This window comes from Wolbachia endosymbiont (group B) of Camptogramma bilineatum, from assembly GCF_947251825.1.
Taxonomy (GTDB): Bacteria; Pseudomonadota; Alphaproteobacteria; order Rickettsiales; family Anaplasmataceae; genus Wolbachia.
Genome location: NZ_OX366391.1, coordinates 1,152,156 through 1,175,301, shown reverse-complemented (window position 1 = coordinate 1,175,301; position 23,146 = coordinate 1,152,156). Strand labels below are relative to the sequence as shown.

Genomic DNA, 23,146 nt, shown 5'->3' with positions numbered 1-23,146 from the left:
AGCTACTGGCATGACATCGTCTTGGATGAAAATCAGTACGTGATGCACCAAAAATTGTGCATCAAAAGGGTGTCATTTGAGTAACTTTTTTGTTGTCATGCCAGTGTCAGCTACTTTCATGACACCTATTTGTTCCTATGATAGTCTTATCTGTCTATCTTATTTTGCTACTCTGCTGAACAGATACGTTTCTTTTACCTTTTTTATTCTGTAAATTTTTTAGTATTTGTATGTTTTACATAAGAACTACACAAGACTACAAATGGTGAATCAGCATTACCTTAAAGAGAGTACCCATATTTTCAGTTAACCTTAAAAATTCACTGAAGATCTTATTCTTCTGTTCATTACTTGCATTTTCCATTAAAGCTTGCGCTCTTTCCTTTATACCAAACAAATATAAAAATTCTCTTTGAGTTAAAATCTCACAATTTAAGTATTTTAATGAATCTTTTAATGCTTGAAAGTTTACAAGTGCAGTAATATCACTGTTACCAATATTTTTAAGAAAATTAGCATACTGATGCTGCCTTATCGATTGCAAAGTGCTCTTGTATGAAGGATATATATAGCCATAATCTATGATCAAAGCAGCTCCTCCATTATTGACTATCTTCTTCTCAAGCTTTCTTAATATTTCAATTCCAGTTAAGCATACTTCTACTACCGCACCATTAAAAAGTTTTCCATTTGTTATCTGAATAGATGATGCTGGAACACATGATCCTTTTCTTCTGGATTTGAGTGTCAAACACTGACCGCCATCCTGTTTCATCACTCTATTTTTATACCACTGCCCATCACGATAAACAAACTGATCAATTGGAAGAGCATCAAAGAACTCATTTGCAAAAAAAATAGTTGGCTGATTTGGTAAGTTGTTGACATTTGTGTGCCAGTTAATATCTAATCCCTTTAATTTTTCCTTTTGTATTTTCTGTAAAATAGGGCTTATCTCAACTAGATGAATGTTCATTGAGCTAAAAAAACAGCTGTATTTTTTAGTAACTCTTATTATATCGTGAACGAGTGTTCCTTTACCTGGTCCAAGTTCAACTAGAGAAAATTTTGATGGCTTTCCTAATTTTTCCCATGTATTCATTATCCACACTGCAATTGTTTCACCAAATAGCTGACTAATTTCAGGTGCAGTAATGAAGTCACCATCTTTGCCAAGTGGTAATTTATTCATGTAATAGCCGTACTCTTTATGATATAGAGCAGCATTCATAAAATTACTGATGGATATTGATCCTTGGCTTTTATCAATTAATTCGTGTATATAAGTAAGCATATTATTAATAAACATTTAACTATAGCGTGCCATACTATAAAATAGTGGAGTATTTATATATATAATATAAGTTTAAAAACATATGAGTAGTATTGCTTTGGTTATGGACAATCAAGATACGGATTATGTTACCCTTATACCTCAAGATGATGGTATTGAATATAAATTTAAAGAAGCTATCAATTTTGTAGAAAATAAGGTTGTAAGTGCTGATGGATTAACTTTAGCGGAGGTATTTCAAGCATTGGTTCAAATGTTGAATGGTGATCTAGAGTTAGTAAAAAAAGTGTTAGCATATACTAATATTATGGTAAAGCATGGAATGAGGGTAGCAAAAGAGTCACAGCTAAGCAGAGCCGATGTTCGTCGAGCTTTAGAAGGCAAAGAAAGTGTGTTTAATAGGCAAGATTTTATCAAAAAACCACCTCTTGTATCTTCTATAAAATCGGTTAAAAAGAAAAGTAGAGGTCTTTAAATGGCTGAGTCTATAAAAAAATTTACTGTACAGTGTGATTTTAAAGGACAGAATGCACCTTTTGCAGTATATATAGGAAATCCAAAGGGTGATACTCATCCAATTCACCATCAAGATTCATGGCTTGCAAAGGAGCGTGGAGGAAACATTCCTAATAAAGTTAAAGAAAGTTTGCAAAAATTATACAAGCTGTCTCAAGAAAACGGGATCTCTTTTCCAGAATTATGCGCATATGCCATTACTATAGTTAGTAATAATGATAAAAAAAGTGACGGTAAGTAGTTAGATTCTCAATATTTCATTTATAGAAGTTTTTGATCTCGTCTTCTCGTCCACTTTTTTTACTATAACTGCGCAATAGGTTGAAATGTTGTTTTTAGGTGGAGTAGATCCTGATACAACTACAGAGTAAGGTGGTACTTCACCATAAAATACCTTGCTTGTTTCTCTGTCAATAATTTTTGTTGATGCTCCAATAAACACACCCATGCCAAGGACTGATCCTTCTCTTATTATAACACCTTCGGCTACCTCACTACGCGCTCCAATGAAGCAATTATCCTCTATAATGACTGGAGAAGCTTGAATAGGCTCGAGAACTCCGCCTATTCCCACTCCACCGGAAATATGGCAGTTTTTTCCTATTTGTGCACAACTACCAACTGTTGACCAAGTGTCTATCATTGTGCCAGAATCAATGTATGCACCAACGTTGATAAAGCTTGGCATTAGAACAACATTTTTACCTATGTAAGCAGATTGGCGGACAAAACACCCAGGAACTGCTCTAATTTTTGAATGGTAAAATTTTTCTTCATTCCATTCACTAAACTTACTACCGATTTTGTCAAACCAGCAATTGGTGTTGTCTATTATTTTGCTTTCCTCAGTGAGGAAATGTAATAATATTGACTGCTTTATCCACTTATGTACTATCCATTCTCCACTTGATAGCTTTTCTGCTACTCTAATTTTACCACTGTCAAGTAACTCAATTACCTCTTTGATTATTAATCTTGCTTCGTGTTTTAGGTTAAGTTTTTCTTTATCTTTCCAAATATTTTCGATCTCATCTTGTAATTTTTTAGTTGCAAATTTTTCATTTATTATATACATATTGATATCAAATTTATATTATTTTATACGTAAGCACTATGAAAATACAATGTCATAATTGTACTAAAACTTACTTAGTATCTCGTGGGCAAATAGGTGAATCTGGAAGAAAAGTGAAATGTACAAACTGCAATCACATGTGGCATGAGTATCTAAAAGAAATGTCAAGTGAATTGTGCCCTGCTGGTATACAAGAAAAAAAAGCTAGCTGGAGGCAAAGTTTAACTCTAGCTTTTGCAACAGTTGCAGGGTTATGCGTTATAATTGTTGGTGGTATCTTTCCAGGAGAGGTAAGTAAGATATATAAAGCAGTTAGTTCATATAAAGATTCAATAAGCCATAAATTAGGATACAAAAAAGTGCAAACGGAAAATTCAAGTGCGAGAGAACTTGTTGTAAATGAGTTTTATCAAGATTACCTTTTTCTATCTAATTTTAGATCTAATTAAATAGGCATAAGTCATCAATGTTATGCAAATAACTACACTTATTCCTTTATGATAGTGTCATTCCAATGTCAGCTACTTTCATAACACCCTATGGTTGTTATTACATCGTTTACTATAGATTTGTTTCAGAAGCTTACATCCAGAAAACTTGTATAGATTTTTTCTACTTCTGTGATATTATAAGCCTGTGATGATAAAATAAGTGGATATGGATAAGTCAGCGTATGAAATCATAGAGCATGAGTATGATGTGGTGATAGTAGGTGCAGGTGGAGCAGGGCTTAGAGCAACACTTGGAATGGCTGCAACTAATTTTTCAGTTGCCTGCATTTCTAAAATTTTCCCTACACGAAGTCATACAGTTGCAGCACAAGGCGGAATTAGTGCAGCCTTGAGCAACATTGCTGAAGATGATTGGCGCTGGCATGCGTATGACACAATAAAAGGTTCAGACTGGCTTGGCGATCAAGATGCAATAGAGTATATGTGTAAAAATGCTGCAAAAGCTGTGATTGAACTTGAAAATTTTGGTGTACCCTTTTCTCGTACGGAAGATGGAAAAATATATCAGCGTGCCTTTGGTGGAATGACAACTCACTTTGGTAAAGGAAAATCGGCTCAGCGTACTTGTGCAGCAGCAGATAAAACTGGGCATGCAATTCTTCATACTCTATATCAGCAATGTCTTAAATTTAACGCTGAATTTTTTGTCGAATATTTTGTAATCGATTTGATTATGGACAAAGGGACATGCTGTGGGGTGATAGCTTGGTCTCTGTGTGATGGTACGTTGCATAGATTTCGTGCACATTCTGTGGTAATAGCAACAGGTGGTTATGGACGTGTTTATTTCTCTGCAACAAGTGCACACACCTGCACAGGTGATGGTAATGGCATGGTGGTGAGAGCTGGGTTGCCACTTGAAGATATGGAATTTGTGCAATTTCATCCAACAGGAATATATGGCTCAGGGTGCTTGATGACGGAAGGATGCCGCGGTGAAGGTGGGTACCTCGTTAATTCTCAGGGTGAGAAGTTTATGGAACGTTATGCGCCAAAGGCAAAAGATTTGGCTTCTCGTGATGTAGTAAGTCGAGCAATGACAATTGAAATTAGAGAGGGAAGGGGAGTTGGGCCAAAGAAAGATCACATGTACTTGAATATATCGCATCTTGATCCGGAAGTGATCAAACTCAGATTGCCAGGTATTAGTGAAACAGCAAAAACCTTTGCAGGAGTTGATGTTACTAAAGATCCGATACCTGTTATTCCAACTGTTCACTACAACATGGGCGGTATTCCAACCAACTATCATGGAGAAGTGATAACACTGAAGGAAGGTAAGGAAGAAGTAGTGGATGGATTGTTTGCAATTGGAGAAGCGGCATGTGTTTCTGTACATGGTGCAAATCGACTTGGCTCTAACTCGCTTCTTGATCTTGTGGTTTTTGGTAGAGCTGCAGCGCTCAGAGCAAAAGAAAAATTGAAACCTGATGCACCACATAAAAAATTGCATTTAGACTGCACAGACTGGATAGTAGATAGATTTAATAAAATGCGATTTGCTTCTGGAGAGCTCAAAGTAGCAAAAATACGCAGTGAAATGCAGCACACTATGCAGAAATATGCATCAGTATTTCGTGTTGCTGAAGTTTTAGAAGAAGGTAAAAAAGCTATAAAAGAAGTAGCAAAAATGATGCCTAAAATTGCAGTTGAAGATCGCAGTATGATATGGAATAGTGATTTGGTTGAAGCACTGGAGCTTGCAAATATGATTCCACAAGCGGTTATTACCATGGAATGCGCAGCTAATCGTAAGGAAAGCAGAGGTGCCCATGCTCGTGAAGATTTTCCCGAGCGTGATGATAAAAATTGGATGAAACATACTATGGCATGGCTTAAAGAAGAGAAAAGCCAAGTCAGTGTAGAAATTGACTATAAAAAAGTTGCTAAAAAAACTCTGAGCGATGAGATTAATTTCATCGCCCCGGAAAAGAGAATTTATTAGTCAATCCATCTAGCATATTTGTAAATTGACGTGATATTGATATATTGCTCATTTGAGTAGCTGGACTTTCTGTATGCTCTGATTGATCTGACGATCTTTGTACTTCTTGCTCTGCTGAGTTGTTAGCTAAATTTTGTTGTTCAGTAATATTTTTAGGTTGTTTTGCAGCTAGGTGATCATCTTTACGGCTTTGCTTATCGTTGGTTAATTCCTTAACAGACTTCCTAATGTCGCTAAGTCCCAAAGTGAATATCAGACACACCACTCCTGTTATAGCTATGATGGGTAACGCTGCTCCAATTGCAATTTGTCCTTGGAAGCAAGAAAGTGTTACCATTGTAATAATAGTAGTTGCTACTGTGATTGCTAACAATACACTAGCTCTCCTGCCCGGATCAATGCATTTCCATGCAGCTTTTAGGCCATCTCCTGTTTTGTGTAGAATATGCTGACATTTTTTTGAAAAAGTTCTAACGTTATATTTTTTTTTAAGTTTTTTCCTTAGTTCTTTAGCTTTCACCTTTCCTTCTTGTGGAGTTTTTGAGTAATTTTCTAAATTACGTAAAGTGCAATAATATTTTTCAGTATGAAATTCTCGATCTTTTAGTTTTAGAGAACGGTAATCAGCACCTATTTCTAGCAGCTTTGCACAAAACTTTGTTGTATTGTCGTACTTTTTCCCTAGATCAAAAATTGTTTTCATTTGCGAAAGGTGGTTGCCTTTTTCTGCTTTTTTTGTTAATGATACTTGTAGCGGTGTTCTTCCTTCTTCGTTAATGGCCTTTATGGCCTTACCTAACTGATCTTCAGATATTTCTTTTTCTTTTACTAAACTGGAAATCAACTCCAAGCATGCAACCTTTTGTTCTCCTTTTAGCGAAGCAATATAGTGCAAAGCATTATTACCCTCTTTGTCTTGAGCAGTAATGTCTGCACTATTTTGGAGAAATAACTCTAAGGCTTTATATCTATTTGTTTTTTCAAATTTTTTATCTGTACATGATCGATCCTCATTTTTTTCTTTTATATGCTGGAATAAATAATAAAGAGGTGTTTGTTTTGCTGTATTTTCAGCATTTATAGCTTTTTTAAACTGTGCTTTAAGATACTCTTTTTCTTCCTCCTTACTTATATTTAATATTATATTTGAAAATTCAAACTTTCGTTTTTGCTTTAATTCTAAAACTATTAGATGTAAAGCATTATTACCATCTGTATCTTTCAGGCTAATATCTGCTCCTTTTTGCAATAACTCCTTAAAGGATTTCTCATCTTTATTTTTAATTGCTAAATGTAATTGATAATTATCATTACTATCTGGAGTATTTATGGTATGGGCTATAACTTCTTCAACTTTTGTTTTTATTTCTGGTTTTCGCTCAGCCAATTTCTCTAAAAATTTAAGATAGTATTCATTTTGCTTTTTAGATAATTTTTCTAAATCCTCTGTAGGTAAGCTTAGCTTGGCTCCATACTTTAACAATTTTGCAAGAAACTTAAGTGTATTATCGCTACTTCTAACTGTATTAGACTCATGTTTCCCTTTTATTATCTTGTTAATTAGTGCTACCTGAAAAGGAGTCTTTCCTTCTTGATTTTCACTATCAACAAGTTGTACTAAATTTTTCTCGTTAGCTATTTTTATCAAGGTATCTAGAAACTTAAGCTTTTGTTTCTTTTTGAGCGATGCAATAAGGTGTAAAATATTATTTCCTTTTTCATCTGTTATGCCACTGACATTTGTGCAATCTTTTAGGTATTTTCTAAATTTCCTGTTGTTTCCATTTTGGATTGCATTTAGTAATTGAACGTCATTATCAGAATCCGATATTCCGTTTATTCCATCTTCAAAATCGCTATCAGAATCTGATATTCCGTTTATTTCATCTTCAAAATCGCTACCGTAGCCACTGTCTTGTTCGCTGTGCCTACTAAAACAACTTTTAGTGACTTCAGAAATTACTTGTTTTTTTGTTTCATTTGATATTCTTTTCGATCGTTCTATTACTTCACCTAGCACTGGAAGGAAACATTGGACATAATATCTGTGATATTTTTCCTGTTCTCTAAGCGATTCTTCTAATTTAGTTAATACTTCAGGACTAGCGCCTTCCTTAAATAACCTTTTACATTCCTTGAGTGTTCCATCTCGACTTCCTGGTTTTTTATGCTGATGTTTTTCTTTTTTTACCTTTCTCTCTATAATATTATACAATTGCTTGTCTTTTTTATCTTGTTTTTCATTTTTGTTTATATGTTTATCTAGTTTGTTTGCATTAGTAACTGATATACTTAGATCTATACTCATATTAAAACCTCAATATTAAAAGCTATTTGGCGTTAACGAATTGTATTAAACTTTTAAATTGAGCTAGATGTTATCGAAATATAGGTGAAAAGGCAGAAAACTAGTTTCTATTAGAAAATCTATTGTCATAGTCAAATCCCCACTTTAGCACTTGTCTACTATTTTAACTATTTTATCTTAAAAAATAATAAATGTGGCTAAACTGTGAAGCATGAGTGCTCTGAAAGAGACAAACCAATGTTTTTATAGATCTTTCAAACTTGATTTTTCTTCTAATTTTTTAAGCATTCCTTTACTTAGTATTGATTTTATCTCTTCTACGCTTTTATCAAGATCATCATTAATTATTACGTAATCATATTTATTACTTTTACTTATCTCTTTTTGCGCTTCGGCTAATCTACGCTCTATTTCAATTTCATCATCACTATTACGCCTTTGTAGACGCAGTCTAAGCTCTTCCATTGAGGGAGGTAGTATAAAAACACTTACAACTTTTTCTCTTAAGATTTCAAACAAATGAAATGCTCCTTGCCAATCTATATTCAGTAAAACACTTATTCCACTACTCAGGTTTTGTTCTATAAAATCTTTTGGTATACCGTAAAAATTCTCAAAAACTTTGGCATATTCAAGCATTTGACCAGCCTTACATAGTTCGTGAAACTTTTCTTCAGTAACGAAAAAATAGTCTTTTCCGTTTACTTCACCGGGACGAGGTTTGCGTGTAGTCATAGAAACAGACATAACTAAATCAGTTGATTGCTCAAGTAATTTTTCTGATATAGTAGTTTTTCCAGCTCCAGAAGGAGAGGATAGAATCAGTAGTATGCCCTCATTTTTTACGGTCATTTTTCTTTGTTTAACAAGTACATTATAGAGCTTTTTTAAGACTTTGTATTTTTTGAATCAAAGTTTAAAAGACTAGAGCCCTCTAAATTAGAATTTGATAAATTGGCATCAATAAGAGAGGAATTATCAAAGACAGTATAACGTAAATCGGCTTTTTCAAGATTTGCCTTATTCAAATTAACGTTTACAAACTTTGCTCTACTTAATATTGAATTAGAAAAATTAGCATTTTCTAAATTCATATCCTTAAACTCAAAGTAAGAATAATTTACATCAAATTTTTTGCCCTGCGATATTTTCTCTTGCAGATCTTTAATTGAAGTTATGGCATTCTCTAGATTTGTAATTTTTGTCTGTCCTTGATTGTCAATCAAAATTGAATTATCAAATTTGCAATCTGTTAAATGAATATCAGCAATTGAACTTTTATATATGCTTGAAGAGAGGAAAGAGACATCACTAACTGTTGAATTACTCAAATTGCTAAGAAAAAAACTAGTCTTTCTAAAGGTATTATCATAAAACACGGAGGATTTGAAATCACTTTCAATAAAGTTTGAATTAGTGACTTTTGACTTAGACCAGCTCGAATTATCAGCTAATAATTTGAAGAATATTGAATTTTCTATCTCACTCGAATCCATATTATGGTGGAAAAGAATACTATTATAAATTTGAGAGTCTTTAATTTTTGTCTTATACATTGAAGTTGTGGAAAGATCTGAATCTTCTATTTTTGCAGAGGTAAACAATGAATGGTCAAAGAACGAACCATTCATGTCAGAATTCACAACTTTAGTATTATGAAACTTTCCGTGACAAATGTTAGCATCATAGGCGTTAACTTTATACAATTCACTAAAACTAAAATCAATATTAGATAAGTCAGCATCCTGAAGGTCTGCTTCGAAAACATATGCATGTTTTATCTTGGAACCATTTAGTATAGATTTAATGAAGTTTGAATTATCCCCTTTCACATAGGAAATTTGTGAATTGCTTAAATTGGCTTTTTCGAAATTACTGTTGACTATAATGGAAGAATTAAAATAGGCGTTTGAAAGATTGCTACCTGTAAAATCCGATTTTTTTATTTCTGCACCATATATGTTAGCATTTTTTAATGAAGAAAATTGTACCTTGAGCTTATGTGCATCCACTCCAAAGAAACTTGCGTTGTCGAAATTATTTTTCTGCATAACAGTGTCGTTTATTTCACTATCACTAAAATTGATGTAGCTGGCACTTGAGTTTGATAAATTGGAGAAATTCATTTTTACATTCAAAAACTTGGTATGCAAACCAATTATATTACGCATACTTACTTTGTTGAGATTAGAATTGATAAAATCAGCATAACTGATATTAGACTGATCAAATATGATATCTGTTAAATTTGTAGAAGCAAATTTTGAAAAACTTAAATTTGTGCCTTTTATTTTAACGCCATGTAAATTAGCATTGGAAAAATTGGCACCACGTAAATCAACATCGATAAAAGACACATCTGATAAATCGGTGTTAGAAAAATCGGCACCAATTAAACTTACTCCATCAAAAATAGATTTGCTTAAATACAATTGACTAAAATTAGCACCATTTAAATTAGGACCAAAACCTTTCTTAAAATCTTGTGGTATGCTGGCTTTATTACACTGTACTAAAAATTTAGCAAAATCTTTTGTATTGTAAGATACGTATTTTACATCATGCAGAGCGCTTAAAAAATCATTGATTGCATCATCTCCATAGCATAAATGACCAACTAAAATTAATATCAAAAGTCTAATTATCTTTTGCATCACACTTGTTTTCTTTTATTTTTATAGCAAAGTTATACATCTCTGAGTTTTCTTGATTGTTTATTTCTTTATCCTCTAAAAGGTATGGCATCATTTCGGCAATTGCGTTTATTATGTTGATCTGATTCCTTTCGATTGCTATTTCAATAGGGGACTTAAAATTATTATCAACTACTCTAGGATCAGCACCTTGTAATAAGAGAAAGCGAACTGTGTCTATTTCACCTTGTTTCACTGCATAAACTAGAGGAGTATCACCCAATTTATTTCTAAATCTTAGTATTTCTTGAATTGTTAATCCAATTTTTTCTAGCTTATTTATTACTCCTCTTAGACAAATTAAGTTGCCCTTCTTGATGCAGTAAAAAAATTGCTTACTGTAATCATCAGTAAATATAGTTTTAGGAAGGTGCTCATTTAGGCTATCATATTGTCTTTTATATATAGACTTGCTTTTATGTTTTTTTATTTCTTTGTTTAGCTTTGTCCATTTTTCGCTTTCTTCATTTTCTTTTTTCACAGGTGTTATATTGTCAGGCTGTTCTTCTTTCTTTTTCTCTGTTAATTGGCTTGTTGAAAGTTCGGTGTCTTTTTTGCTAATCTCCTCTTCAGGCTGTAGGTTTGTTTGATTATTGTGACTGATTTTCTTCTCTTCAGGTTCTTCTTTTTTTTCTTCTGATAAAGGACTTGTTAGAGCTTTGGTATCTTTTATATTAGTCTCCTCTTCAGACTGTAGGTTTGTTTGATTACTTGAAGGTACTTCTTCATTGATTACATTTGTTGGGTCTGTGATTTCTTTGAGTTCGCTCAGAAGCGGAGAAGTTTTTTCAGCATCAGTGTTGCTTTTCGATACGTCTTCTTGATTTATACTGCTTTCATTTTTATTTTCTTCAGGCTGTTCTGCAGCAAGCAGGTTAGATATAACAATTAATAGTATGAAGAATGCTTTATATTTCATAAACATTGCAAATATAGGCTTAATTAAAATGATACTATAATCAAATGATTAATCTACAGTAAAAAGTGCTTTAGTTATTGTACAAGTATGATTATGTAAAAATTTATTTTTCTCTTTTATCTAGGTTTTATTTGAAATTGTCATTTGAGTAGCTGACATACAACTGTACGGACATTAAAGAAATCAGTATACAGCTGTATGAACATTGTGGTAATTTGCGTACTAAACAATGTCATCTAAGTAGCTGACACTGGGATCCATTTTCCATCATCATTAGAAACGTTATATTTTAGCATAACTTTTAACTCACAAATTTAACTGGATGCCAGTACTGGCTACTTTTATGACATCTATCATTTTATGTTTATAGTATTTTTTGCAAATAAACGTTCGTAGTTGTAAATTAAATGCAAAAAAATACTTGACACATTTGGTAAGTTGATTATTATCAGTAAAAATGAGGGTATTTTAGAGCTCGAAATCCACCTTATTCAAGTCTGCAGACTTTTCAATTAATTTCTCAATAAAAAATATAGCACAGTCTACTTCAGTGCGTACACGTACGCTTAATTTCTGTCATAAGGTGTGTTATATTTTTCTAAATCTTTTCTTTATAGGAGGGTCATTATGTCTAAAATTCCTTAAACATTAATTTTTAACTTAAACATTTATTAAATAGTGCAGTACTGCCTTACGCGTTGCTAATCCAAACTTTACTTGCTGTAAAATAACACAATCTGCTATATCATTGCTAATTTCGATACCTCTATTTATTGGTCCTGGGTGCATAACAATTGCATCTGGTTTTGCGTGCGATAGTTTTTGTGCATCAAGTCCATACAAGTGAAAATATTCTTTTTCTGAATAATTATTATTCATGCGCTCTTTTTGCAACCTTAAAAGCATAATTACGTCAGCATCCTTTATACCTTCGATTAATGAATAGTGAAGTGAATATACTTCAGGAAGATGCTTACAAATCAAAGCTGGTGGTGCAACTAAGCTTATTTTTGCTCCAAACATTTTTAGCAATCTTATATTTGATCTTGCAACTCTACTGTGCAAAATATCTCCACATATCACAATTTTGAGGTTTTTTATTTGCTTTTTATGACTGATAATTACGAGATAATCTGCAAGAGCTTGAGTTGGGTGTTCACTGCTTCCATCGCCTACGTTGATTAGCGAGCAATTGACATGCTTTGCCAATGTATTAATAATACCACTACTTTTATGCCTGATTATCATATAGTCAGGATTCATTGCATTTAGTGTTTTTATCATATCTTTTAGATCTTCCCCTTTGTTAATAGAAGAAGATTTTATTGGTAAAGTTATAACATTTGCTCCAAGGCTCTTTGCTGCTATTTCAAAAGATGCGAGCGTACGTGTTGAATCTTCAAAGAATAGGTTTATGACTATTTTATTTTTCAGAACATGACTATTTTCAACTTTTTCTTCAAGGTATTGGTTGGCTAATTTAGTTATATTTTCTACATCACCGATTGTGAGGTCTGAGATATTTAATAAATTCCTTCTCTTGTCCATAGCTCCTTTTTTGAGCTTATTCTACTTTCTTAATTTCAATTACACAACTGTAAAGTAAAGTAGAAGGAAGCTATAAAATTTTATTTCCACTTACATTCATCTGCTATCATAACAGCCTCAAAGAGATGCTTCTCAAGCTCACTTATAGGCAGAGTACTTTGTAGGTAATTTCCCCAAGATTTTAACACATCAGAAGTTTCAATACCTTCAACAATAGGATATTCTTGATTTTTTTTAGCATATAGCTCTTGAGCCTGTTTGCTTACAAAAAACTCCAATAAAGCTATGGCATTTTCTCTGTGTTTTGCGTTTTTTGTTACTGCTGCACCACTAATATTCACCATTACACCATCACTCGGAAAGAAAGCTCCTAACTTTTCTGTGATATTCTTTTTATTTTCTGATGAAAGGATTCTTGCAAAGTAGTAGCTATTTACTATTGCAACATTGCCTTCACCAGCGGCTACAGCATAAATTTGATCTGTGTCACCACCGCTTGGTTTTCTTGCCATGTTGCTTACAATTCCACTCACCCATTCTTTTGTTTTTTCAAAACCATTTTTTGCAATCATAAAAGCGATCAATGATCGGTTATATGGACTTGTGGAAGAGCGTACTAATATTTTCCCTTTCCATTTTTCATTCGCTAAATCTTCATAGGTACTTAATTCCTTGGGATCTACTGATTCTTTATTGTAAACCAATATTCTAGCTCTTTTTGTGAGACCAAACCAATAATCTTCATTATCTCTAAATTTTGCAGGTATGGCATTTTTTAGAGTCTCTGAATCCACTTGAGATAAGAGCCCTCTTTTTTTGGCTAAAATCAAATTCACTGCATCTGCAGTTAAAAACAAATCAGCTTCACCGCCATTTTCCATGCGTGAAAGCAATTGGGAATAATCGTCAATGATATAACGTACCTTGATGCCAGTGGTTTTTGTAAAATCATCAAACAAACTATGTACTAATTCTTCTTTACGTGATGAATAAACGTTTACTACTTGTGAATCATCAATTCCGCTATTTTTATATAAAAAATTAACGACTATCAATAAAGCCGTTACTAAAGATATAAATATTAAACCTTTTTTCATAAACAAACCCCTTCCTTGTCATCATCTCAAGCTATCAAAATAGCAAGGTCTTAGCAAGTGTAAATCTTCAAAACGTTGCAGTTACAGTACTGGAATAGCGATAAAAAGAAGTACGAGCCAGATTTAATTAATAATATAAGTAATATCTGGATGGCCACATCGTTCAGCAACTACTTGTAACAATTTTGAACTAATCTTTTCTTGACTGCTTTTTACAGTTTTAATAGCTGTTTCATTAGGATTTTCACTATTAGCATCTTTTGTATCTAATAACAAGTAATCTTTAAAATCAGTTTTGCTCCAATGATGAATTGTGCAAGCTAAAGTGAAAAGCAGTAGAGTGCCTGAAATTGCAACGATTGGCCAGTAAATAGTAGGATTTGTGTATGAACTTACTATGTTGCTCAAACCACCTGTTGAATAAAGTGCTAAAGGGAAGGTTATGTTTCCAGTAATAAGAACTGTTCCTAAGATAGGAAGCCATATTCTATCATTGATTAATGAATTTACTTTACTCTTGTAATAGATTGGCTGGCCTGTAAGTTCTACGATGTTCGGATTACTTTTTGCTTTTTCTGGAAGAGAGTGAAACGTAAAGTAAACACGATTACCGTTGCTATATTTTAATACCAAAGATTTGATGCATTCCTCGTCTTTTGAAAGTGTATTTGATATCTCATCTAAAACTTCTTGAGTATCTCTTTTTGTGATCTTGTGCTCCTTAGTACGTACTGCTTGCATAAATTCCCACATAATTCCCAAGGCTAAACAAGACGCTAATACTCCGACAAATATAGTAACAGGATTTATGCTGCCGATGAATCCAATGAATTCTCTTTGCTTCACAGCTAAAACGATTGCTGTAATACAACACGCCGTAACAAGGCCTACAAAAGGCATTGTAACTTTCTTCTTTTGCATCGTATATTTTACTTTCTGTAAAAATCTGTTTGTCTTTTTATTATCTCCAAGGAAAGATTCTTCAGAGCCATTTGTGTGATATGATGGTGGAGGAGAAGGTGATCTGCTAACTGATACACTATCTGAACTCTTTTTTGGAGATTCTGTATTTTGCTCTATGGATGCATAAATAGGTTCTGTATTTGCACCATTCGATTCTTCTTGCCTTTCTTCATCAGAACTTGATTCGCTAGCCGAACTTGTAGATTGTAAAATTTCATTTTCATCGGTTGTTTGTTTCCCTATTTTTCGAGGTTTTGGTTGTGGTGGAGTTGTTTGTTTTATCACACCGTTTCCATTTATTCCGACGTTCTCTCCATTTCCTGATTCAGGCATATTCGCTCCAAAATTAATTACTATATTGTGTTGATTACGTTATAATTATTAAGATATGGTAAATACTAATTTAAAGATAAATATGAAGAATTTAGTATAAAAATTGCTTATCAAAAATCCTCTCGTCTAATGAGCAATCTTTATCAAAAAGCAGAGTGACTGTGTTTTCGTGATCTTTCTGCATTTTTATCTGCGATATATCAGGAAATTCCTTGTAATCTGATACTACAAGTGCTGGACGATTTTCCACGTCGTTGATATCAATTTGCACTATTGTATCATTTGAGATTAGCGCTCCATTCCAACGCCTTGGGTAGTAACTATTTATGGAAGTAAGTGCAAATAAATTTGAATTGAGTGGTAAGATTGGCCCGCCGGCAGAGAAGTTATATGCAGTGCTGCCTGTGGGAGTAGACAATATTATGCCATCCCCTCTGAATTTTTCTACTTTTAGCTTATCATTAATGGTAATATTCATCTCTACTATTTGATTTGCATTTCTAAAGACATACACTTCATTTACTGCGATGTAACGGTGTTTTTTGCCACTTATGTCTGTGGCTTCCATTTTTAGTAAAGTTAGCTGAGTAGGAACTGCATGTTCTATATGATCAATTAGATCTTCAAAGCATTTATTCATCAAAAATCCGACGTTACCGGTATTTATTCCATACACATGTATATCTTTATTTCCTATGACGTAGTTGTGTAGGGTGCGTAGCATAAAACCATCGCCACCAACAACTATCAGCAGATCAACTTCATGCTTACCTGCTTCTGCTATATTGATAAAATTGAGTTTCTGTATTAGTTTAGATACTTCCTGAGACTTGGGTAGCGAAGAAGCAATATAGCCTACATTTTTATATTTATACATGTTAAATAAAGAGGGGAGGAACTAAAAAAAACTCCCGTATTTATCATTAAACTTAGCTATTTTACTATCCTTCTCCCCTGAACCGCTTGTCAAACTTCCAGTCCATGCAGGATGAGTAAGAGGATCTCTATCAAGCTTTATTCTTTGACCTTCTTTTCCATAAGTGGAATAAGTTTCAAACTCTTGACCATCTGTCATAACTATAGTAACTTTGTGATAATCGATTTCTGCCATTGTTCTTACAAATTTCTTACCAGCTAAGATTTTAGTGAATCTGGTTCATTTGGTCAATCATTATTGTGAAATATTGACAAAAAATAAATAAAGTAGTATTCTCAATGAAGAATGAAAAATTTTTTATGATTTTTGCTTTTCCTGGTCAGGGCTCCCAATTTGTAGGAATGGGAAAGAGTTTATATGATGAATTTTCAGTTGCAAGGAACGTATTTGATGAAGTAGATGACATATTGGGTAGAAAGCTGTCTCATTTGATTTTCAATGGCCCTATTGAGAAATTAACCATCACGGAAAACGCTCAGCCAGCTATAATGGCGGTGTCAATTGCAACGCTACGTGTTATGAAGCACGTATTTGGTGAATCTCTTTACAGCGTTCAGTATGTTTGTGGGCATTCAGTTGGCGAGTATACAGCGCTGTGTGCTGCAGGGGCATTGACGCTTGAGTCTGCAGTCAAATTGCTAAAAGTTCGTAGCGAAGCAATGCATGAAGCTTCACTAAAATGCAAAGGTGGAATGTTTGCTCTACTTGGAGCAGAAATAAGCGAAGTAGAAGGTATATTAAAATCAGCTCAAATTGATTGTGAAATTGCAAACGATAATGGTGGTGGGCAGGTAGTGGTGAGTGGTACTGCAGAGGCTCTTGAGGTCTTACCTGATTTATTCAAAAACTCAAGTGTCAAGAAAATGATAAAATTACAAGTTAGTGGGCCTTTTCATTCATCTTTTATGAAACCTGCTGATGAAAAACTTCTGGAATTTTTAAAAAGCATCAACATAACTCGCCCTTCGATTCCTTTTGTATCAAACGTTACAGCTAAGGAAGAAAGTGATCCAGAGATCATAAGAGCTTTGCTCGCTAAGCAAGTTGTAAGTAGAGTAAGATGGAGAGAGATGGTTTTATATATGATAAGCCATGGCACTAATAAGTTTGTTGAAGTTGGCCCTAACAAAGTTTTATCTAATCTAGTTAAAAGAATTGACCAATCTATCAATACAAAAAGCATAGGTAGCATTAGTGATGCTGATAACTTCTTTAATGAATCATTAATGTTGACAGCAAAAAATTTAAAAATAAAAGCTTATAACTAACATAAAGTAAAATTTGTACTATTTTTTGCTTTGATTATTGATAGCAGCGGAATGTCAAACATCGACACTAAAGAATATGATCTAGCGTTGGGTGATACCACGGTTAAGCTTTTTATTAAAAGTAGCGATACAAGTGGGATCAATTTTATTAATGTGCATCAAAATGAAGTAACTTCAAAAGGGGCTGGTGAGCATATACTCCAGCAGTTTGGTGGAAGAATGCTATACATTACTCATGGTGATGGTACTCCGCGTAATGTAGAATTTTACTTAAATGGTGAGCGGTATGAATTCGATCCCAATCGCATGTTTGATGATGTAGGTGCAGAAGCTAGCTTAAGAGAGTTTGGCAGTGTTTCAGAAGATGCTTTGAGAGCTGTTAGAAACTTTGCAGAAAGAATTTTAGATTTTTTACTTCCTGGTCAAGATCACGTTATCGCTCTGCACAATAACTACAATTCTCCCAGCTACTCATTCAAGAGCTATTTTTCTCCACCACTTTCTCATGATGTGCTAAAGATTTCTCCAGAAGTGTGTCCGGAAAGTGGAACGGGTGAGTTTTTCTATACGACAGTTGAAGATTGGTTCGATGCTTTAAAACAGAAAGAAATTTTTAATATAGTATTGCAAAATAACAAAGCAGTTGAAGATGATGGTTCTTTATCTGTATATGTAGGGAAGAATAATATTCGGTACTCTAATGTGGAAGCTGAGCATGATCATTTAGAGCAGCAAATAGATATGCTATCTTCTATACACAGTGTTTTATTTCCTCAACCCTAACAATAGAGTTATAGCAACATGGAACGCACTAACGAACTACCTGTCATCTCGTTTGGCTTTTTAAGTCCAAGTAGCTGTAAAATAGTAGGAGCAATATCAGATGATTTTCCATCTCTCAGTTTTAAATTTTCACAAGATATAATAAATGGAACTTTATTTAGAGTGTGCGCTGTGTGAGGTGTGTTATTTTCTTCATCGAACATACATTCCACATTACCATGGTCTGCTGTAACAATGAGTGCAGTATTACCCACTTCTTTGACAACGCTGAGTACTTTTGCAAGGCAATCATCTACAGCGAGCACAGCTTGCTCGGCCGCTTTTATATTACCTGTGTGTCCCACCATATCAGGGTTAGCGTAGTTTACAACTATCAGCGCAAATTCTTGAGAATAAATTTTTTTTACAAGCTCTTCTGTGAGCTCAAAGGCTGACATTTCAGGCTGCAGGTCATAAGTTTTAACTTTTGGTGAAGGAATGAGTATTCTTTCTTCACCAGAAAAAGGTTCTTCTCTTCCGCAATTGAAGAAGAAAGTCACATGAGCATATTTCTCAGTTTCAGCAATGCGCAGTTGCTGTAGTTTATTGTCTTCTATTATCTGTCCCAAAGTGTTGGCAAAAGATTCAGGAGGAAAGAGATAAGGGATTTTTAAGTCCGCTTTATATTGCATCATACTTAAAATTGAAGAGAATTTTGCCACTTCAGTATAGCCTGCTTTACCAAGACAAATACTTGCCAATTGTATCATTCGATCAGCACGAAAGTTAGCCAATAGCAATCCATCTTCTGGTTTTATACCTTGATAATCGCCTATTATTGCGGGCCTGATAAATTCATCGGTTATATTATTTTGATAATTTTTATCAATAAGCGATACTGCATCATCATAACGAGGCGCCTTTGCAAATGCGATGGCTTCATAAGCTTCAATTGTTCTTTCCCACCTATTATCACGGTCCATAGCATAATAACGCCCAGAGACAGTGGCGATTCTTATATCATTTTCCTTTATGCTTTCTGTAAATTCTTGAATGCATCTTTTCCCTGAATTTAGCAGTGTGTCTCTGCCATCTAAAAATGCGTGTATTACAACTTTAATTCCGCGCTGTGATATCTTGTTTGCTAAAGCTGAAATGTGCTTTTGATGCGAATGAACACCGCCATCTGATATCAATCCCATTATATGGCATATGCCATTCTTACTTTTTAGATCATTAATAAAATTCTGTAGATTTGCATTATTTTCTATCGTTTCGATTGCTTGATTAATACGCTGAAGGCTTTGCATTACCACTCTACCGCTACCAATATTCATGTGACCAACTTCTGAATTGCCTATTTGGCCTTCTGGTAATCCAACATCAGTTCCACAGGCAGATAAACTGCACTTTGGATAATTAGAGCTAATATGTTGCCAACAAGGTGGATTTGAATTGCTAATAGCGTTGTATTTACTATTTTCTATTCCATTACCCCAGCCATCTAATATACATAAAACGACTGATTTAAAGTTCATATAAAAGTTATCATCGAGAACCTCCGATGATAACAAAAACAAACTCTTCTCACAACTTTTGTGTTAAAATAAGAGATATAAAAAGCTGCTTGGAGGCAATGGTATATGAAGTTTTTCATAAAATATTTTATTAAAGTGATTGACAGTTGCTGAAGTGTTTACTAAAACACTTGCATAGCTTTAATAGTGAGGTCAAATGAGTTATAGTCAATATGTAAAGGGTAATACTTTAGCAACATCAGCTGCTATAATTAATGTTGATAGATTAGTAAACTTTTTAAAAAGCAATACAAACATTACAAGACTTATTTTACGATGTTCAAAAATTAATTATGAGGTTATAAAAGAATTAGCTCAGCTTTCTCATCTTACTTCACTTGATCTAAGTTGCAGTTATGTTGTTACAGAATATGTAAAGATTTTAGCAAGCGGGAATCTTATAAATCTTACTTCGCTTGATTTAGGAGGAAACGGAATTGGTGATGAAGATGTAGAGGCTTTAACCAGTGGAAATCTTACAAGTCTTACTGAGCTTAAATTATATGATAATAAAATTGGCGATAGGGGGCAAAAGCTTTAGCAAGTGGAAACCTTCAAAAGCTTACTTTACTGAGTTTAGGATGGAATGAAATCAGTAATGAAGGTGCAGAGGCTTTAGCAGCAAGTGAAAACCTTAAAAATCTTATTACACTTAAAGTATATGATAACAGCATTAATTACAGAGATGTACAGACTTTGGCGAGTGGAAATTTGGTGCGTCTTACTTCGCTCATTTACAATTATTGCAGTATTGATGAAACATTGCCAAAAAATGTCCTTCCTCAATTAAAAAGGAAATGTAATAAAAGAAAAATAGGAGAGGAGCCAGATAGCAAGCTAAGTGAAGCGCAGACATCTTTGCATTTTGACAGTAAAGGCTTTAAACCTATATAACTTCACACGTTTTGTCTGTTTAATAGACAAAAAAAAAGTAGTGAATTTTGGGCTAAAAGTGAAATGTACAGATTGTATAAAATAGTGCTCCCCGGGCCGGATTCGAACCAGCGACCAATTGGTTAACAGCCAACTGCTCTACCACTGAGCTACCGAGGAATAAACTGCTTTCAACTTATCACATTGAACGCCGATTGTAAACGATTTTTATGTAGACTTTAGACCTAGATATCATTCCAGTGCATGGAGCTGTAATCCAGTTTTTCTTACCAACAAAAACTTAGAATAACTTTTGTTCTTAAAAAATTTCTAGATTTCAGACTCATGTTTCAATGTTAAACAAGGTACAATAGAATTGAGTAGGGTAATTTCTAGGGAATTATTATATTCTAGAAAAAGTAAAATGTCATCCAGATAGACTAATGTACAAGGTAAGCTGAATGTCTATAAGGAAAAACAGCAAGGCATTTTAGGATTTGCTATAAATCGCATCAGGAGCTCAAGAGTACAGCTTACAATTACAGATAGGTATAGTTGAGTTTAAAGTAACTACATAAATTTACTACAATTTTCATACCTATAAGCTGCTATGCAACAAAGCCCTGTGTGGGTATAATTTTGACAAGATACAAAGCTTAATGGAGAAAGTTACGAACATCAGTGAAAAACATGGCAATTTTATTCTCATTTGCAGCTGCTATCACGTTTTGATCTTTCAATGAGCCACCTGGCTGAATTATAGCTGTAATTCCATGCTTTGCACTCTCTACTATACTATCTGGAAATGGAAAAAATGCATCTGAAGCAAGCGCTGCGCCTTTACATTTTTCACCTGCTTTTTTTACTGCAATATTCACACTATCTATTCTGCTTGTTTGTCCTGCACCGATGCCAATAGCACAACCGTCTTTTGCTATCACTATTGCATTGGATTTTACATGTTTACATATTTTCCAAGCAAAAATAAGATCTTCCTTCTCTTTTTTTGTTGTAGTGCATTCTGTCACTCGGTTTATTTCTTCTACTTTTACTGTATGGTTATTATTTTCTTGCACTAAGAACCCGCCAACAACATTTTTGATTTGATATTTTGCATTTTGCTGAAGAGATTGATGAATAATCACTCTTAAATTTTTCTTTTTTTGTAAAATTTTTAGTGCCTCTTTGTTTACCGATGGTGCTATCACCACTTCCAAAAATATCTCGTTTAATTTCTCTGATAGCTTGAAATCTATCTCCCGATTGAAAGCAACTATTCCACCAAAACTGCTTATTTTATCACATGATAGAGCTTTTTCATATGCTTTTAAAGCACTATCACTAACAGCAGCGCCACATGGATTATTGTGCTTTATTATCACTGCTGCAGGTTCTTGAAACTCAGAAATTATGTTAAGTGCAGACTCTATGTCGACTATATTATTATAGCTCAACTCTTTTCCATGTATTTTCTCCAGTGGATATTTGCTAAATTGATTGCTATAAAATGCAGCTTTTTGATGAGGATTTTCACCATATCTGAGTCCTTGTGCTTTACATCCATATAAAGTAAAAAACTCTGGTAACTCATTGCTTTTACCCTGTGATAAAAACCAATTGTAAATATTAGAATCATACTGTGCAGTCAGAGCAAATGCTTTAGTTGCTAGATGTTTTCTATATTCTAATGTTGTCTGATTGTTATTTTTGATCATCTCAGCTTTCAGTGTTTCGTAATCTTGAATGCTAGAAATCACTGAAGTGAAATGAAAGTTTTTTGCTGTAGCTCTAATTAATGCTACTCCACCTATATCTATTTGTTCTATGATTTGCTTCTCACTTGAGTTGCTATTAACCGTTTTCCAAAATGGATATAAGTTAGTTATAAGCAGATCTATCGGCTTAATTTCTAGATTCTGCATTTCCTTTTCGTGCCTTTTTCGATCACAGAGTATTCCTCCATGAATTTTAGGATGTAAAGTTTTCACTCTGCCATCTAGTATTTCTGGAAATTGTGTATAATCTGAAACTTCTTGCGTTTTTATTCCCGCACCTGATAGCACTTTATAAGTATTCCCTGTTGAGAGAATTTCTATTTGTTGCTGCATCAAAAACGATGCAAGTTCAATTATATTTGTCTTATCGTATACTGATATTAAAGCTCTTTTAATTTTCATATGGAAGGTTTCTTAAGATTATATCTAAGAAAAGAAAATTTGTCTATATATAGCTACTACGTCATACTACTGCGGTATCTCGTTGTAGATTCCGCTAACAAGCACATAGCTGTACGAACATTGTGATACAAGAGAGCAAGAAAGATGTCATCCCAGTCCCCAGACACTGGGATCCAGAAAACTTCACTTTAAATGAGCACACCAGGTAATAGAAACTGGATTCCAGTGTCAAGCACTGACCATCTATTACTCAAATTACCTGCAAATTGCAATGTTCGTACACCAAAACGCGTTATCTTGTTGTAGATTCCGCTAACAAGCAGCGGAATACCAAATTGTAGAAGTTGCT

General features: G+C 33.8%; 21 protein-coding genes, 1 tRNA gene and 1 pseudogene. 9 read left to right on the top strand and 14 right to left on the bottom strand.

Going from position 1 to position 23,146, the window contains the following annotated elements:
- Positions 1–256 precede the first annotated feature (256 nt).
- Positions 257–1,294 (bottom strand): class I SAM-dependent methyltransferase, encoded by a 1,038-nt coding sequence (locus OPR44_RS05900; protein WP_265014681.1) that lies wholly within the window; start codon positions 1,292–1,294, stop codon positions 257–259.
- A gap of 82 nt (positions 1,295–1,376) precedes the next feature.
- Between OPR44_RS05900 and OPR44_RS05895 the strand changes: the two genes are divergently transcribed.
- Both OPR44_RS05895 and OPR44_RS05890 read left to right on the top strand, forming a co-directional pair.
- Entirely contained in the window at positions 1,377–1,769 is a 393-nt protein-coding gene (locus OPR44_RS05895) for a hypothetical protein (RefSeq protein WP_264374965.1), read from the top strand.
- A complete protein-coding gene (locus OPR44_RS05890) occupies positions 1,770–2,051 on the top strand; it encodes a DUF2610 domain-containing protein (protein WP_007302102.1) in 282 nt (93 codons plus the stop codon).
- Here the strand turns inward: OPR44_RS05890 and dapD are convergent, their stop codons facing one another.
- Entirely contained in the window at positions 2,052–2,885 is an 834-nt protein-coding gene (gene dapD / locus OPR44_RS05885; protein ID WP_265014680.1) for a 2,3,4,5-tetrahydropyridine-2,6-dicarboxylate N-succinyltransferase, read from the bottom strand.
- A 38-nt stretch (positions 2,886–2,923) separates the two neighbouring features.
- Between dapD and OPR44_RS05880 the strand changes: the two genes are divergently transcribed.
- Together OPR44_RS05880 and sdhA are read left to right on the top strand one after the other, a co-directional pair.
- Positions 2,924–3,334 (top strand): zinc-ribbon domain-containing protein, encoded by a 411-nt coding sequence (locus OPR44_RS05880; RefSeq protein ID WP_264374967.1) that lies wholly within the window; start codon positions 2,924–2,926, stop codon positions 3,332–3,334.
- Positions 3,335–3,542: 208 nt separating this feature from the next.
- A complete protein-coding gene (gene sdhA, locus OPR44_RS05875; RefSeq protein WP_264374968.1) occupies positions 3,543–5,342 on the top strand; it encodes a succinate dehydrogenase flavoprotein subunit in 1,800 nt (599 codons plus the stop codon).
- Here sdhA and OPR44_RS05870 read toward each other — a convergent pair.
- The 9 genes from OPR44_RS05870 to rpmE all read right to left on the bottom strand — a co-directional run bounded on the left by OPR44_RS05870 (position 5,314) and on the right by rpmE (position 16,314).
- The gene (locus OPR44_RS05870; protein ID WP_265014679.1) at positions 5,314–7,650 is read right to left on the bottom strand and encodes an ankyrin repeat domain-containing protein; all 2,337 of its coding nucleotides are present in this window, start codon (positions 7,648–7,650) and stop codon (positions 5,314–5,316) included. The two genes, sdhA and OPR44_RS05870, sit on opposite strands and share 29 nt — an antisense overlap.
- Positions 7,651–7,893: 243 nt before the next feature.
- Positions 7,894–8,502 carry a guanylate kinase gene (gmk, locus tag OPR44_RS05865; protein ID WP_010406904.1) on the bottom strand — a complete coding sequence of 203 codons (609 nt, stop codon included), beginning with the start codon at positions 8,500–8,502 and terminating at the stop codon, positions 7,894–7,896.
- A 35-nt stretch (positions 8,503–8,537) separates the two neighbouring features.
- Positions 8,538–10,304 (bottom strand): pentapeptide repeat-containing protein, encoded by a 1,767-nt coding sequence (locus OPR44_RS05860; RefSeq protein WP_265014678.1) that lies wholly within the window; start codon positions 10,302–10,304, stop codon positions 8,538–8,540.
- Positions 10,288–11,262 carry an ankyrin repeat domain-containing protein gene (locus tag OPR44_RS05855; protein WP_265014677.1) on the bottom strand — a complete coding sequence of 325 codons (975 nt, stop codon included), beginning with the start codon at positions 11,260–11,262 and terminating at the stop codon, positions 10,288–10,290. Before OPR44_RS05855 ends, OPR44_RS05860 begins: the two co-directional genes overlap by 17 nt.
- Positions 11,263–11,922: 660 nt before the next feature.
- Positions 11,923–12,810, bottom strand: a complete 888-nt coding sequence (locus OPR44_RS05850) for an aspartate carbamoyltransferase catalytic subunit (protein WP_265014676.1) — start codon at positions 12,808–12,810, stop codon at positions 11,923–11,925.
- A gap of 80 nt (positions 12,811–12,890) precedes the next feature.
- Positions 12,891–13,907: an extracellular solute-binding protein gene (locus OPR44_RS05845; RefSeq protein WP_265014675.1), complete on the bottom strand. Its 1,017-nt coding sequence runs from the start codon at positions 13,905–13,907 to the stop codon at positions 12,891–12,893.
- Between the two features lie 123 nt (positions 13,908–14,030).
- Positions 14,031–15,203, bottom strand: a complete 1,173-nt coding sequence (locus tag OPR44_RS05840) for a hypothetical protein (RefSeq protein WP_265014674.1) — start codon at positions 15,201–15,203, stop codon at positions 14,031–14,033.
- Between the two features lie 91 nt (positions 15,204–15,294).
- Positions 15,295–16,080 (bottom strand): NAD kinase, encoded by a 786-nt coding sequence (locus OPR44_RS05835; protein ID WP_265014673.1) that lies wholly within the window; start codon positions 16,078–16,080, stop codon positions 15,295–15,297.
- A gap of 21 nt (positions 16,081–16,101) precedes the next feature.
- Positions 16,102–16,314 (bottom strand): 50S ribosomal protein L31, encoded by a 213-nt coding sequence (gene rpmE, locus OPR44_RS05830; RefSeq protein ID WP_052264949.1) that lies wholly within the window; start codon positions 16,312–16,314, stop codon positions 16,102–16,104.
- Positions 16,315–16,439: 125 nt separating this feature from the next.
- Here rpmE and fabD point away from each other — a divergent pair, with 125 nt between their 5' ends.
- On the top strand, positions 16,440–17,408 hold the full coding sequence (gene fabD, locus OPR44_RS05825) for an ACP S-malonyltransferase (protein ID WP_264375247.1): 969 nt from the start codon (positions 16,440–16,442) through the stop codon (positions 17,406–17,408).
- A gap of 51 nt (positions 17,409–17,459) precedes the next feature.
- Positions 17,460–18,191, top strand: coding sequence for a hypothetical protein (locus OPR44_RS05820; protein ID WP_265014672.1), 732 nt, complete (start codon positions 17,460–17,462; stop codon positions 18,189–18,191).
- 8 nt (positions 18,192–18,199) lie between these two features.
- Here OPR44_RS05820 and gpmI read toward each other — a convergent pair whose 3' ends face one another.
- Positions 18,200–19,708, bottom strand: coding sequence for a 2,3-bisphosphoglycerate-independent phosphoglycerate mutase (gene gpmI / locus OPR44_RS05815; RefSeq protein WP_265014671.1), 1,509 nt, complete (start codon positions 19,706–19,708; stop codon positions 18,200–18,202).
- A 196-nt stretch (positions 19,709–19,904) separates the two neighbouring features.
- Here gpmI and OPR44_RS05810 point away from each other — a divergent pair, with 196 nt between their 5' ends.
- Both OPR44_RS05810 and OPR44_RS05805 read left to right on the top strand, forming a co-directional pair.
- Positions 19,905–20,288 (top strand): leucine-rich repeat domain-containing protein, encoded by a 384-nt coding sequence (locus tag OPR44_RS05810; protein ID WP_265014670.1) that lies wholly within the window; start codon positions 19,905–19,907, stop codon positions 20,286–20,288.
- Positions 20,289–20,443: 155 nt separating this feature from the next.
- A complete protein-coding gene (locus OPR44_RS05805; protein WP_265014669.1) occupies positions 20,444–20,641 on the top strand; it encodes a hypothetical protein in 198 nt (65 codons plus the stop codon).
- A gap of 87 nt (positions 20,642–20,728) precedes the next feature.
- On the opposite strand, the gene OPR44_RS05800 is transcribed toward OPR44_RS05805, so the two are convergent.
- Positions 20,729–20,800 (bottom strand) — tRNA-Asn (locus tag OPR44_RS05800).
- Positions 20,801–21,276: 476 nt separating this feature from the next.
- Entirely contained in the window at positions 21,277–22,797 is a 1,521-nt protein-coding gene (purH, locus tag OPR44_RS05795; RefSeq protein WP_265014668.1) for a bifunctional phosphoribosylaminoimidazolecarboxamide formyltransferase/IMP cyclohydrolase, read from the bottom strand.
- Between the two features lie 152 nt (positions 22,798–22,949).
- Between purH and OPR44_RS08880 the strand changes: the two are divergent.
- Positions 22,950–23,090 (top strand): annotated as a pseudogene (locus tag OPR44_RS08880) (WPE palindromic element domain-containing protein); the annotation flags it as partial.
- Positions 23,091–23,146 lie beyond the last annotated feature (56 nt).